Origin of the sequence: Ruegeria sp. Alg231-54, from assembly GCF_900143525.1 — a bacterium.
Classification (GTDB): domain Bacteria; phylum Pseudomonadota; class Alphaproteobacteria; order Rhodobacterales; family Rhodobacteraceae; genus Ruegeria.
This window is the reverse complement of the sequence record NZ_FREZ01000016.1, coordinates 48294-62354: the sequence shown is the minus strand read 5'-3', so window position 1 is coordinate 62354 and position 14061 is coordinate 48294. Positions and strand designations below refer to the sequence as shown.

At 53.1% G+C, this 14061-nt stretch carries 12 protein-coding genes; 8 read left to right on the top strand and 4 right to left on the bottom strand.

Features of this window, described 5'->3' with window-relative positions; genetic code table 11:
- Positions 1–2 precede the first annotated feature (2 nt).
- From DHN12_RS21060 to DHN12_RS21045, 4 genes are all read left to right on the top strand, one after another.
- On the top strand, positions 3–1310 hold the full coding sequence (locus DHN12_RS21060) for a DUF3883 domain-containing protein (protein ID WP_108861935.1): 1308 nt from the start codon (positions 3–5) through the stop codon (positions 1308–1310).
- A 33-nt stretch (positions 1311–1343) separates the two neighbouring features.
- Positions 1344–2072: a hypothetical protein gene (locus tag DHN12_RS21055; protein ID WP_159090107.1), complete on the top strand. Its 729-nt coding sequence runs from the start codon at positions 1344–1346 to the stop codon at positions 2070–2072.
- 285 nt (positions 2073–2357) lie between these two features.
- On the top strand, positions 2358–2825 hold the full coding sequence (locus DHN12_RS21050; RefSeq protein ID WP_306418421.1) for an ABC transporter permease: 468 nt from the start codon (positions 2358–2360) through the stop codon (positions 2823–2825).
- Positions 2825–3868, top strand: a complete 1044-nt coding sequence (locus DHN12_RS21045; RefSeq protein WP_108861933.1) for an ABC transporter ATP-binding protein — start codon at positions 2825–2827, stop codon at positions 3866–3868. Before DHN12_RS21050 ends, DHN12_RS21045 begins: the two co-directional genes overlap by 1 nt.
- A 115-nt stretch (positions 3869–3983) precedes the next feature.
- Here the strand turns inward: DHN12_RS21045 and DHN12_RS21040 are convergent, their stop codons facing one another.
- From DHN12_RS21040 to DHN12_RS21025, 4 genes are all read right to left on the bottom strand, one after another.
- The gene (locus DHN12_RS21040) at positions 3984–4691 is read right to left on the bottom strand and encodes an IS6 family transposase (RefSeq protein ID WP_108861932.1); all 708 of its coding nucleotides are present in this window, start codon (positions 4689–4691) and stop codon (positions 3984–3986) included.
- Positions 4692–4807: 116 nt separating this feature from the next.
- The gene (locus DHN12_RS21035) at positions 4808–5698 is read right to left on the bottom strand and encodes a DUF2950 family protein (protein WP_159090105.1); all 891 of its coding nucleotides are present in this window, start codon (positions 5696–5698) and stop codon (positions 4808–4810) included.
- Position 5699: 1 nt separating this feature from the next.
- Positions 5700–7028, bottom strand: coding sequence for a DUF3300 domain-containing protein (locus DHN12_RS21030; RefSeq protein ID WP_108861930.1), 1329 nt, complete (start codon positions 7026–7028; stop codon positions 5700–5702).
- 1091 nt (positions 7029–8119) lie between these two features.
- Positions 8120–8374 (bottom strand): SH3 domain-containing protein, encoded by a 255-nt coding sequence (locus DHN12_RS21025; protein WP_234416724.1) that lies wholly within the window; start codon positions 8372–8374, stop codon positions 8120–8122.
- Between the two features lie 502 nt (positions 8375–8876).
- Between DHN12_RS21025 and DHN12_RS21020 the strand changes: the two genes are divergently transcribed.
- The 4 genes from DHN12_RS21020 to DHN12_RS21005 all read left to right on the top strand — a co-directional run bounded on the left by DHN12_RS21020 (position 8877) and on the right by DHN12_RS21005 (position 13639).
- Complete coding sequence (locus tag DHN12_RS21020) at positions 8877–9137, top strand: hypothetical protein (RefSeq protein ID WP_058279031.1); 261 nt, start codon at positions 8877–8879, stop codon at positions 9135–9137.
- 12 nt (positions 9138–9149) lie between these two features.
- Positions 9150–10466, top strand: a complete 1317-nt coding sequence (locus DHN12_RS21015; RefSeq protein WP_058279030.1) for a site-specific integrase — start codon at positions 9150–9152, stop codon at positions 10464–10466.
- A gap of 237 nt (positions 10467–10703) precedes the next feature.
- The gene (locus tag DHN12_RS21010) at positions 10704–10907 is read left to right on the top strand and encodes an AlpA family transcriptional regulator (RefSeq protein WP_233493500.1); all 204 of its coding nucleotides are present in this window, start codon (positions 10704–10706) and stop codon (positions 10905–10907) included.
- Between the two features lie 65 nt (positions 10908–10972).
- On the top strand, positions 10973–13639 hold the full coding sequence (locus DHN12_RS21005; protein WP_108861929.1) for a hypothetical protein: 2667 nt from the start codon (positions 10973–10975) through the stop codon (positions 13637–13639).
- Positions 13640–14061: the final 422 nt, after the last annotated feature.

The window sequence follows — 14061 nt, the reverse complement described above, 5'->3', positions numbered from 1 at the left end:
CAATGCTGGATGTTTCAAACGCAGCGACTTATCAAATAGCGCTGAACGAGCTGGTGCAGCATAAATCAGCCGCCGGTGGACGCACATACAAAGGCCGGTTTGCTCAAATTTTCTTTGGGCTGAAATTCTACCAGAATGAGACACCTAGCATATTTTCTGGGATGTTTACGCCGACAGAAATTTTGCAAGCTCGGCTGGACCTACTTTATTCCAAAGCCAGCCAACCAGCGAACGATAGTGTTTTAATGCTATTTGAAGGTAGTTACCTTGCCAGAACGGGACTTATCCCGCCGGGCAGAAAGTATCCGTCGAATATCTGGCGCAATAACTTTAACCTTCAAAAAGGAGTTGGTTGTTATGCGACAGCTGCCGATTTGCAAAGCCCAAGTTTTTTGAACCAACCTCGCGAAAAATGCCGCTACCGGATTGGACAATCTTGTTCCCTAGCGCCAGCGGGAGCTGAGTATCGAAACGAAAGCCATCGCAAATGGCTTCGTATCGATCCAGGGGGCAATGGTTACGCTGTCGTGGATCTTCAGAATATCGACAACTTCGCTCCATACATTGCACCGAATGGTTCTAGAATTCCTATTTTTCCATTAATATCTGCTATTTACCATGATTCTGAGGAGGGGCTCTTCTCTGGCAAGGGTGCTTATGTGACCGTTTCAGATTTCCTACTTGATTTTAACTTTACCGCGGCCGAAGCGGATGCATATTTCATTCAAGATGAAAGCAATCCATCAAACATGAGAGTGTTGGCAACCCAAGATTCCATCGATTCAAAGATCTATTCCGTCGGCCGTCATGAGGTAATTCATGAAGAAAAGACGACTATTAAAAATCCGCGTCAGAATATTCGCAGGCGGAAGTTATCAGATACCATACCCGAACCAATTCTTGGAGGGACACCCGCTCGGCCGCCTCAAACTTCACACGGATGGGCTGCCGAACAATTTGTCGCTCAGGCTTTCCGAGACGCAAGCTGGGAAGTTCATGACGTAAGCGGTCAACGAGTTGGTTACGATCTACTTGCAAAAAAGGGGCGACGCACCATTCATGTCGAAGTAAAAAGCTCAGTCAACCAATGCTCTCCCAGCCTGACTGAACGAGAGTGGTTTCAAGCAGCGTCCTTGGGGAACTCATATGTTCTCGCAATTATCGAAAACTTCAAAACTGAAGAAACAAACAGTGTCTATTGGATCAGCGATCCAGCAGCGAAATGCAGGGCCACAAGATCCGTGACAACAAGCTACGGAGTACCTCGTTCGTCTTGGGTTGAACACGTTCAAACCTTGGACGATATTTAGGCGGTCTGAGTCTTTTTGAAAGCAACTATGAGAGTGCAGCAAACCTTTGTGGAAAATAAACTGAGCACCCAACGTCTTCCTGATGAGGCAACGTTGTTCAGCCCCAGCTTAGCTGTTGAACCATTGGTGCGAAACCCGAAGCTCCCAAAGTATAGTGTAGTTCGAAAGCTCCTCGGAATCTTACCGAACGTTGCTAAATCTGACGTTCGAGGACTTGTCGACGCTAAATTCCTTGAAGCCGGTAGCAAGGAGCGCCCGCTGAGTTGGAAAAAACCTGATCAATGGATAGCTGCAAGGCTTAGCGGCTCTGAGGCCGATATTGCTATTCGAATATGGCATGAATCAGAAAAGACAGTGAACCCAGCGATTATCTATGGTGCATATCTTCTGATCAATCGCTACGAACTGCTTTCACTGTCGGATGGAATTTACACCAAAGACAGTGGGACGACAGCTTTTTGCATGGAATGGTCCAACAAGGTTTTTGAAGTCGATTATTATGAGGGCCTATATCATGTTTTATCTTGGGCTTCCGAGCGAGGACAACTTGATCGGTCAGAACTACAAGCCGCATGGTGCGAGCTTTGCTACCTACACAGCCGGATGACTTCTCAGAAATCAATATTAACGTCTTTGTCGCAGAGAATCTCTAACTTAAAAGAGCGGGGGCTGTTAGAAGAAGTAAATGGCTGTATTTGTCTGACGAATAGCGGCAATGCTTACACGGATTGGCTCCATGGTCTGAAAATAAAGGCAGCGTGACAAATAGACGAAAGAAGGCTTGAATTCTGCTTCTCGAGGCTGGGAAACTCCAAGCCAACCTCGTTTGCGATCCGCTAAGTCTCAAACTTACCTGAATTTTCGATCTCTGGGCTGGGTCATCACCTACCGAGCCGATCCAAGAGAGTTCCTTGGGTGAAGTTCGCACAGACATGAAATATACTATCCCATGAACGCAACTGTGCGGATAAGGACGTTCTTTGAGTTTTCTCACACAAAAGCACAAGTTTTCTTTTCTCAGCGCGTCGAAAACATACAGACCCTCCGATCGCAATCCCATGGCTCATTACCGGTACCGCCATGCTAATTTTCTTCTTTGGCATTGGACTGGGCCGCGGAACACCATCCGTGATTATCGGACATGTAGCCTTGGCCATTCCCTATGTCATCGTCGTGGTCAGCGCACGCCTCGCGACGTTTGACGCCACGTTGGAAGAGGCTGCACGCTCCCTGGGTGCCAACGCTTGGACTGTGACGCGGCGCGTTACCTTCCCTTGGATCATTCCCGGGATCATTGCGGGCGCTCTTTTTGCCTTTGCCGTCAGCTTTGACCAGTTCGTCATTTCCTACTTTCTTTCCGAACCCGGCGACAGCACCCTGCCGGTTCTGATCTACACCTCGATCCGCAAAGGCTTTACGCCTGAGATCAATGCAATCTCGACCATCATTATATCGGTATCCATGCTTGTGATGCTGATCGCCGCACGCTTTTCGAACTTTGGAGGAGAACGCTAATGGCTGAAGTTTCCGTCAAAAACCTCACCAAGAAATTCGGGAAGTTCACCGCATTGGATGATGTGTCGATGGAGTTCCCCGACGGTGGATTTTTTGCCCTTCTCGGACCCTCTGGAAGCGGCAAAACCACCCTGCTGCGGACAATTGCAGGCTTTCTGTTTGCAGATCGCGGGTCAATCCACATCGGGGATAAATCGGTTGACCAGATCCCGGTTGAAAAGCGTGAAATCGGCATGATGTTCCAGAACTATGCGCTGTTTCCAAACATGAGCATTGCGGACAATGTCGGATTTGGGTTGCGGGTACGAAAGGTTGGCTCCGATGAAGAACGGCGGCGCGTCGGCGAAGCGCTCGAGCTGGTGCAACTGAGCAATCTTGGGGATCGCAAGCCACACCAGCTGTCCGGTGGTCAGCGCCAGCGCGTGGCCTTGGCGCGGGCCATTGTCACCAATCCGCGCGTTCTGCTGCTGGACGAACCGCTCTCTGCGCTCGACAAGTCGCTGCGGGTGGATATGCAGGTTGAGTTGAAGCGCATTCAACACGAAATAGGGATCACGACGATTTTTGTGACCCACGATCAGGAAGAAGCTCTGACGCTGTCCGACAAGATTGGCATTCTGCGCGACGGCCGGATGATTCAGTCCGGGCCACCGCGCTCTGTCTATAACAACCCGGTTGACCGGTTCACCGCCGAGTTTCTGGGCGATGCCAACATCATTGTTGAAAGTGATGGGAATGGAAGATTGAACGTGTCAGGCAACCAAAGTATCAAGATCCCCCGGGGCGCCGAAACGGCCAGCGCCTTGGCCGTGCGTCCCGAAAGCCTGAGCATTTCTGCAACTGAGCCTGAACAGGAGGGCCTGTACAAAGTCAATGGGACGTTGGTTCAGCGGATGTTTGCAGGGGCGACGTCAACCTGCATCGTGCAGTGTGACGACCACACCTACAAAATGGTCGCGCGCGATCAGGATGTTCCAATTCTGTCAGAGGGAGAAAACATCTGGCTCAGTTGGAAACCCGAGCAAACGATTGTCATACCATGAGGACAGCGTTCAAACCGGTGCAGGCCAAATGCCATTCGGACATAAAGCACCGGTCATGATGGGACCGTTGCATTAATCGGTTGAGGCTAGGGTTGCGCCGTTGGTTTGCAGCGGATTATGCGGCCTCGAAAAGCTGAGAGATGAACAGGATCTCTCCCTGAACACCAGCTTGTTTATGGTGAATGTGGCCGCGCTTGATGGTGCGTATAGTCTCTATCCCGCTCAGGGTTGCTTTGGCCGTTCGCAAGGAACGAAAGCTCTGTCGGTATCCCAATAGTCGTTTCAGGGCAGCGTGATCGCTTTCGATCAAATTGTTTCGCCACTTTCGGTCAATATGTCGAATACTGTCAAAATGCGGATCATAACGATAGTTGATTTCGCGAATAACGCGCCGATATGCCTGTGCCTGGTCGGTCACGATTGTGACGGGTCGGTGGAGACGAACACGCTCTATCGCTTTGTTCAGAAAGGCCTTGGCGGCTTTGGCATCCCGCCGCGCGGTGAGCCGGAAGTCGACCATCTGGCCGTTTGCGTCAACAGCACGCCAAAGGTAGCGCCCCTTTCTGCCGACACGGATGTAAGTCTCATCCGCGTGCCAATCTACACTGGCGTGGCATAGCTGCTTCTCGGTGCGCTTGGTTATCTCAGGGCCGAATTTCTGCACCCAACGGAATACTGTCGATCGATCAATGTCGATGCCACGTTCGGCGAGCAGATCAACAACATCCTGATATGACAGAGGATACCGCAGATACCAACGAACGGCACAAAGAATGACGTCGCGCGGGAAACGATGGTGCTTAAACGGAGATTTGCGCAGCATACTCAACCTCAAAAACCAAAAGCCGGCAAAGCAAACTGATTATTGCAACAGTCCCCTATCGATTAGTTGTTCGGTGTGATCAAATGGCGTCCCGAGAGACTGCTATCAATCAAGTATTACTCTGCTGGTAACCAATTTGCGTCGGGATCGTAGGTAGTGATTTCACCTATGATATTGAATGTCTCCGGGCCAAAATCCGCCTCGTAGATTATGCCGTTTTCGCTAACCAGAAAGGAATGGATGCCAGTTTTCCCATATTCAGAAGGTACTGCCAGCAAAGCATGTCCTGCTATGAAATGATCACCGACAAAGTAGGAATAGGCACCTCCTGGTGCATTCGGCCCCTGACCCTGCAAGATCGTGTAATAGTACCCTAAGAATGGTTCGGCTTCATAGTCGACCTCGCCGTCGCTCCACCCGTAAGCGGCGGCTCGGGCAAGTGCTGCACCAACGAAGCTGTCGTCTTCTGGCCAGAAAAGTCCGTTTCGCTTTCCTGGATCGGAAATGATTGTCTGTGCGAATTCCATGACGCCATCACCGTTGTGATCCTCAAGGCGGAATGCGGCTTGAAGATCAACATAGGCATCAAGCAATTCGATCACTTCCAATTCATTCAACCCGATTTCGCGGGCTGAGATTTCCTCGATCCCAGCTTCCAAGTCAAAGCGCCAACCGTCTTCTGCCCGAAGAATTGGGATCGGAAAGGGCCAACTGTCTTCACCCAGAAGAAGTACAACCCCATCACTCTCTGGCTGAAAACGGTACCCTTCAGCGTACATGCTGAGCACTTCTTGCCGTCTTTCTTGATCTTTCCCCGGATCACCCGTTCCAATCAAATCTTCGGCTTCGGGTCCGAAAATTGTGAGTAGCTTACTCTGATCACTGGCCTTCAACGCATCGACAAATGCGTCCAGTGCGGTTTGAGGAGTATCAAATTGCGCTCCATCCGACAGCGCCGGGCTTGTGGTCGCAGCTATCAACAAAACTGAAAGTACCGATCTAAGCATGTTACCTTCTCCGCTTACCCTTGGCGGCGTGCCCACGCTTGGACGCGCTATGTGTTCTGCTGCCGGACGCATTTTTCTTCATCGCTTGCCCCTTGGACGCTGTTGGCTTGCGCTGGGTGGTTGCGGCTTTCTTCGCTTGCGGCTTCTTTGCGGTCTGCGGCCTTTGTGCGACAGGTTTTTTCGCCGCATCCGGACGTTTGGTACGATCGATTGCCTGTTGCTTTGCGTCAGCTTTATCCCGATCGAAATTACCCCGGTTCACCTGAGGCAGCGACTTGTTCCCTTTGTTTCGGTTTGCCAGAGCACCGCCAGCAACAGCCCCTGCACCTGCGCCGACAGCGGCCGCACGGTCCCGGCTAATGTCTGTAGCACCAGACTCGCGGCTCAACTTGGCGCGCAGTTCATCCGTACGACCTTCAGGACGGTTAACCGGCAAATCGTCACGACCACCTTCAGGTCTTTTGTGATCGGCAATTTTGTCTCGGGCCTCCTGTTGACGGTCACGATCGGGTTTCCATCCGATATCCGTTCGGTCACCCAGATCTATATCATTTCCGATATTGACGTTGCCATCGACATCAATGTCGATGTCTGGATTTCTGTAAATCGGGCCACCACCCCAACCGCCGCAGTTTCGGCACCCCCAATAGTCATACCAATCGTCATCGTCGTCGAAAATCTCGTCGATTAGAGCCACGGCTCCAAAAGTCAGCAAAGCTGCGCCCACAACATCTCCGGTCGAGGGGCCCGTATAGACAGTCTCAGGATTATATTGCGGGACGTACACTGTTTCGGGCTGTGTCGGAGTAATTACAACAGTTTCCTCATCAGATACCTCGACAGTTTGCTCGGGCCCTGAAACAAGAGCGCCGCTGTCAATCGCCTGATCCCTCATTACTTGAACCGCATTCATCACATCATCGGATTGGGCCAGCATGGCAGTTCCTACCGTCTCGGTCCAATCGATATGAGTGGCCATTTGACCGACGACTTCCGGGAAAGCTGTCGCCAACACGGTGACGGAAGGATCCCAGCCCATGGCTTCGATTTCCGGTTCAAGTTCGAGGAGTTCGCGGTCGGCGTTGTCCAGCAAATACCGCTCTGCCTTTACAATCTCCAGTGGCTGTGTTGCTGCGACAAATATCTGTATGAGTAACGTGTCGGGGTAAAGAGCCACCGGAGCGACCAATGTCTGCAACTCTGCGTCAGTTAGTAGGTCTGATGAAGTCGCCGAGGCCTCTTCCGTCTCAATGGCTTCATCAGATGCCTCTTGCGCAAAAGGGGCAGTAGATGCGGCAAAACTGAGAGCAATTATTAGATATCTAAACATATTGCGATCCTTCAATTTATCCAAAGATCACCTAAGATTGCGATTCTGGCAACCGGACCGCAAAAGAGATGGTTTTGATCTAGTTATGACCTTCCAATGAAGTCTGGGCGAGCATTCACTTTGGCCACTGAACCGCCGTTCGCCGCATACGCGAAAAACCTGCTGCATACGCAAGGCGATCCTTCGGAACTGGCGGGGAGCGGTCGTTCGCTGCGGATAGTGTGAATGACCGAGATGCTCAAGTTCCCTCCGCCAAGTGTCGCAATAGAGGAAACACCAGTGCGTTGCATGCGCCCTTCATGCCCGATGCTTCTATGTGCTTTGTTATTGTGTCGCCGCACACTGAAAGACGCCGTGCTAGAGTACCAGCCTCTTTAAGGCATCTTGTACCCAACGAAACACGAAGGGTCCTACGTGAGGTTCTTGGTCTGGTGGGGTGTCTCGCTGTCGTATCTGGTAGGGGCCAACGGAAGTAAAATATGCTGTGTCTGGACAGTGAGAGATACGCATGCAGCTTCATTTTGTGTCACACCTGTGTGTCACACCGCTCTAATGCTTGCTATCTACTTGTTCTGTTGGCTCGACCCTCAAAGGTTTTCCTTTTTCGCCCGAAAAAGCACAATGAAATCAATGCGCGGTATCTCGATTGCTGCACCCAACATTCCTTTTTTGCAGCAAAGTTTTTCCTTCCAATGGCAAAGAAAAAGCCAGCGATACGCTGGCTTGCAAGAACATGTATGATCTCAGTGTAGATCGTGTCGGCGAAATACTATGTGGTTTCTTCCGTTTATTGCCAGTGGCTCGACACCCTGCCTGTAAAGCTCCATACACAAATTGGATACGTCCCGTTGCCCTTGAAATTTTGCATCTGCAGCGCGGGGCATTTCGTACCAGGTACAAAGCTCGGGAAAGGGCTGATAGCTGCCTTGGGCATTCGCAGAATACAAATTCAAGAGCAACGACTGCTCAGGTCTCTTCGTGGCTCTTGAGCCTGATGAAATCTATAAATGACGAGTGCAATAGAACTGAATGGAAGTTTCCAATCGGCATTTTATGGGTATAGCCAAAAGGAGGCGCTAACCACATTTATATCAGATTTTTTGCAAATATGCCCAGGAGACGTATCCCTTCAGGCCACGCGCGCGCTCCAAGGACACCCGGCACCAACGGGTTCCTCCGGTCTGCTCGCAACTGTGAACTCGTAAAGCGGTTCCATTTGGAAGACCCACGATCACATTGAAACCTATTCCAGGTCCTGCGCGCAGTTTCAGCATGTCTCCATCTTCAACGCCAAAAACCTCGTACCATCCAAGAGAAGCCGCCGCCGCAGTTTCAGCTTCGACAATGGCGCCAAGGACAAACGCCGTTAAGGGTAAAAAGACTGTACTGCGTATCACGTTAACCTGCCTGCTGCCTCGACCACTATCTTAGCGGCTTAGATTATCAAGCGGAACTGCATGACAAAAGAAATGCGCCCTTCTTGAACTGCCACTGAAGCAAGATTTTCAGTTGCGCTGGTGGCCCGGTGCGAGTTCTTTTTTTGTCTTCAACGACCTGCAAAAAGGAACGGTTCGGCCACAAAGGAAAATCCTGCTGCCAAAAAGGAAGAACTATGGGGAGCGTATCATCTGTTAGGTTTTGGTGGAGCCTAGGGCCACCTAACTAGTGTCTCCACTCGTCTACTGACGTCCATTTTATACTATAAAATAAAGGTAATGGCCCATTGTGCGGTGAGGTTTGTCTATACTTGTCTACTCAAGTCTATTGACTGCCCCCGATTTTCGGGGGCAAAACGGGGGCGCGAATAGGGGCCGCACCCAATGCCCCGGATTAGTAGAAAGAAAAGAAATGCAAACTATCGAACACGCTGGCAATTCCGCTCACACAAACGAAACCAATGTCGGGGAACCGCTGTTGGCGCAGGCAATGGCCCTTCTGCCGACGCTGCCCGACACAAGCTATTTTGGCATGCCAGAAAGCTGGCGTGACCTTGCGGACTTGCTCTGCACGCTGGTCAACGATCTTGGTTTTGACAACGAAAAAGCGGCGGCGGCAGCGGGCGTATCAACAGGCGTTGTTGCAAGTTGCCGCTCGGCAATTTCAAGCTAAAGGAGAAACCACATGGCGCGGGGGATGCACCGTCTATTAGCGAAGCAAGTTGAAAACGCCGCGCCCGGCACCGCCCTAAATGATGGGGGCGGTTTGTCTTTGCGCTGCACAGCCAGCGGGACAAAACGTTGGGTGTTTCGGTTCAGTTCAAAAGTTCCGCTTGTTGATGTGAAGGGTACAAAGAAAACGGACAATCGGTATGAAATGGGTCTTGGTTCATACCCCGGAACGACGTTGGCGCAGGCTCGAAAGAAAGCAACAGACGCACGAGAACTTGTCGCGCAAGGTTTGAACCCTATCAAAGAGGCACGCACTGCGTTAGCCGTAGCGCGCGCAGAAGCGGATGCCGCTGCCAACGCTACTACGTTCGGCAAATACGCCGACATGTTTGTTGAATGGAAAATCAAGGCGGATCGGTTCACCAATCCCAAGCACATTTATCAATGGCGTCATACATTCGACCACTATGCCGCCGAACTTCGAAAGATGCAGTTGGAGGATGTAACTCGGGAGGATGTACTGGCCGTCCTTCGCCCGATTTGGGACGAAAAGCACGTGACCGCCGCGCGCGTCCGCGCCCGTTTGGAAAACATGTTTGACCACGCGATACAAAATAACGCGTACCGCCGCGACAATCCGGCTCGATGGGAGTTATTCAACGCCACGCTTTCAAAGCCAAGAAAACTCACAAACGGCCATCGACCGGCAATGCCTCGGGCCGAAGTTCCAGCATTCGTTGCCGCGCTCAAAGAGCGTGAGGGGGCAGGCGCTTTAGCGCTGGAATTTCTTATTCTCACGGCGACGCGATCCAGTGAAACACGCGAGGCGCGGTGGCAAGAATTCGATTTCGTTAAGAAGCTATGGACTATACCCGCTTCACGCATGAAAACCCGGCAGGACAAAGCGCGGCGTGACCATTTGGTTCCGTTGACCGAACGAATGCTGGCTGTCCTCGAAGCAGCGCGCGCTCTGCATATCGAAAGCATCGAAAGCGATGGGTTTGTTTTTCTCGGCGCTAAGAAAGGATTGCCTTTGAGCGACATGACCCTTCGCGCAGTCATGCGCCGTATGGGTGTGGACCAGTACGTTCCGCACGGGTTTCGGAGTGCGTTCAGAGATTGGGCAGAAAACGACACAGAATTCCCTCGGGAACTCGCCGAAGAAGCGCTTGCGCACCAGTTGGGCGAAGTAGAGCGGGCGTACCGTCGCGAACAAGCGGTGGAGCGCCGCCGCGTACTCATGAATGTTTGGTGTGGCTTTCTCGACGGAATTCCAGCGGGTGGCGTAGACGACAAGGTGGTTAGGTTACGCGAAACATCGAACGGATAAATCTACTTTGCGACGAATAAAGCGCCCCTTCTGACACGCCCGTCAGAAGGGGCTTTTTTGACTAAGTGTGAGTCAATTTTTCTTACTTGCGTAAGCTCTTGCTTTTAGAAGAAAACTCAAATCGTTCTGACGAATTAGTCAAATGGAACAGTGTGTTAGGTCAATAATTCCATTGACCGCGACTGACGGCGATTGAATGCTATGCTCACGAAAACAAGATTTTTTCGGAGGCTAACCTTGAATAATCTCGCAGAGACTGACCGTTTTTTGACCTGCACATCCGTATCGGAAATTACCGGCTTTGGCCGGGCGGCTATCTACAAGAAAGTTGCGAGTGGTGACTTTCCTCGACCGATCAAAATTGGGCGCGCATCACGTTGGAGCCAACGTGAAGTGGGGCAGTGGGTAGAAGATCGAAAAGCTGTTCGTAAAGCAGCTTAAGCAACTCAAAAAAGAAAAACCCCGACCGCGACGGCACGCAGAACGGGGCAAAAGGCAAACTATCTATGAGCACAGAACCTACCAAACCTGCCAGTGGCGGGCAACATAACCTTGCAGCCCAACGACAAACAGCCAACGGCTGGCAGGTTATCACCGATTTTCTTACCTCGATCTATGGCCCCGACAAAGAGAACCAAGTTTGGTTGGCGGGCTTCCCTGACATTGAAACGCGCGCCAGTTGGTTCGGTATGCAAGGCGTTGACGCACTACAACGCCGCTTGCCTGACGTGGACAACGCCGACCTGTATTTCTGTACGGGTCTGCTGCGCGAGGGGGCGAACAACCGGACCCTGGGCGAAGTCGTTTCGCAACCCCTGCTTTACGCGGACGACATCGGAACGAAAGTGGACCCGGCTATGTGGGACGCCATGTTTGCGATGGGCTTCCCCGAGCCGACGTTCCGCATTGAAACATCCCCAAATAACGAGACGTGGGGCTGGGTGTTGACAGGGGACGCAGCGTCGCCCGAACGCTGGCAAGAACTGGCTCTGGTCCGCGCCTACATGATCGAACGCGGACTGACCGACGCCCTGCACGACGCCACGCGCTACCTGCGTCTGCCGTGGGGGCACAACTCAAAGCCCAAATACAAGGGCAGCAAGAACCGGGCACCCGCCGTCGGCTATACCGAGTGGCACCCCGAGAGGTCGGCCAGCATTGACCAGATCGGTCGCGTGTTGATCGGCGGCGAAAACTGGCGCGACGCTGCCGTGCCTTTGTCGGCGCAGACCTCGAAAGACTTGGCAGCAACCGGCGCAGGTGCGCGACCGCGCACCGCGTCTATGGACGATGCGATTGTGCGGATGGCTGAGATTGTCGACCTCGAACCCCGCTCACGGACAGAGGGCGTTGTTGACGCCATGTGTCCGAACTGGCAGGCGCACGGCGACCGGGCCGAGACGGGGTTCTCGTTCATCGGATCTGATGGGGCCTGTTTTTGCAACCACGCGTCTTGCGACAACATGCGGACCCCGGATTTTCTGGCGATGATCCGCACACAGTACGAGAACCATGTGTCGGCGCTGAACGCGTCGGGCAAGAACACCGAAAGCCTTCCGCCTTCCGCGTCCGCATTCTTGGCCGGGATCGCATTCGAGTCTGCGCAGCCTTATCCTGCGGACGTGGACGCAATGGCAGCCAAGCGGCAAGAAACAAACGGTGCCGCTCACGAACGCGCAGCAGCGTCCGTTCTAGCCGACGGGGCTTATCTGTTTCAGGACCGCAAAGGTACTGTCTGGTTGTCCCGCAATGGCAACCTGTATGACGTCTCGGGCAAGGATCGCGGTATTCTGCGGTTGGCAGCCAAGAAAGGGCATAACCTGACGGGGACGGCTGCCGGGAACCTCTTTGAACATCTGCTGAACCGTGTGGACGTAGACGCGCCGCGAGAGGACGTTTTCTTTCGTCAGGCTCAAACATCCGACGGTGCGGGCAATGCCGTCTTGTATGTGAACTGTATGGAAGCTGGGCGCGCGGTTAAGATTGACGCATCTGGTTGGAAGCTGGTGCCGCTGTCTGCCGTGCCGCTGCAGATGACAACTCGCAAAGGTGCATTGCCGCTGCCCGAACCTGAAACCGGCGTACCCTCAGCACAACTCTTTCCCTTGTTGGCGCGGCACTTGCCGCTGGCCTCTTTCAACCCGGGTGCAGGCGCGAGTGACCCCGGCGTGCAGCAACGGTCCGTGCTTCTTTGCATCCTTGCGTCTGCCCTCTATCGACCTGGAACCGTTCCGCATTTGATGATCGCCGGGCAGCAAGGCTCAGGCAAAACAACGATGGCACGGCGTCTGACGGACCTCACGGACCCGGATGCGGCGGCTGTGACGTCCACGCTGCCTCGTGAGCCGGAGAAAATGTTCCCAATCGTGGCTAGCCGTTTGAACATGGTCGTAGACAACGCCAGCGGCATCACCAAGGCCACATCCGACGTCCTGTGTGCAATCGCATCTGGCACGGCCCATGCCGCGCGCAAGCTGTACAGCGATGGCGACCGTTCAATTCTGCAAGCGCACGCGTCGGTGACGTTTACGAGCGTTCTCTCCGACATCGTGCGTCTGCCGGACATTGGGCAGCGGACGTTGCGCATCGAACCGCCAAGCATCAGCCGAGCCAATCGCCGGAGCGAAAGCGCGCTGGGCGCGGCTTGGGTGGCTGACTACCCTAAAATTCTTGGCGCACTGTACGCCGCGATGGCCGGGGGATTGAAGCAATGGGCTGCTGTCCAAACGGATTGTGACCAAGGGCGTTTGGAACCGCCGCGCTTGTCGGATGCTGCAATCACCGCAGAAGCCATTGGGCGCGGCCTAGGTTGGCCGTTGGGCCTGTGTATGGCGGCGCTGTGTGAAGGTGAACAGAGCGAGGCTGGACGCATCCTTGAGGGCAACCCCGTCGCTTGGCGCATTCGCGCGCTGTTGCAATCGTCGCCGGGCGGTGTGTGGCAGGGCACATACTCTGAGTTGGAAACCGCCATTGCGAACGTGCCGGCATTCGGTGCGCCGCAGTGGGATGTGAATCGTATGCCGTTCAAAGGGCAGTACGATCGTTTGTGGCCCGGACTTGCCGACGCTTGGGGTATTGACCGGGAATTGGCCCGGACAAAGAACAACCGCCAAATCCGCCTGATAATGAAAACAAGCACCACCCACGGCATGACAACTGCCTTGGCCGCGTGACGGCAGGGTGACGGCAACCGCGCAAGCCTGCTGTCACCCATAACTAATTGTTTAAGAATGACAAAATGAAATGGTGACAGCGGTGACAGCCAAATGCACGAAACTTCTACAATAATAGCCCTCTCTTTGTCTGGCCGTGGCGCATTGCGCTTTCCTCCCCCTTTTTCTTTTTATTTAGAAAAGAAGGGAGAACAGCTGTCACCGCTGTCACCCGAGGAATTTAGTGATTTAAAATAGACCGTTAAGGGTGACAGCCGAAACAATTCAAGCTGTCACCAGCCGTCACGTGCTGTCACCAGCGGCCCAATTTTGAAGAACGGAAACACATGATCTGACTGTTAGCCTGACTGTTTAGACATACTGACAGTCAGACCACATTGCAGCGATAAACACGCGGGCAACGCTGTCCCGTAGGACGACCG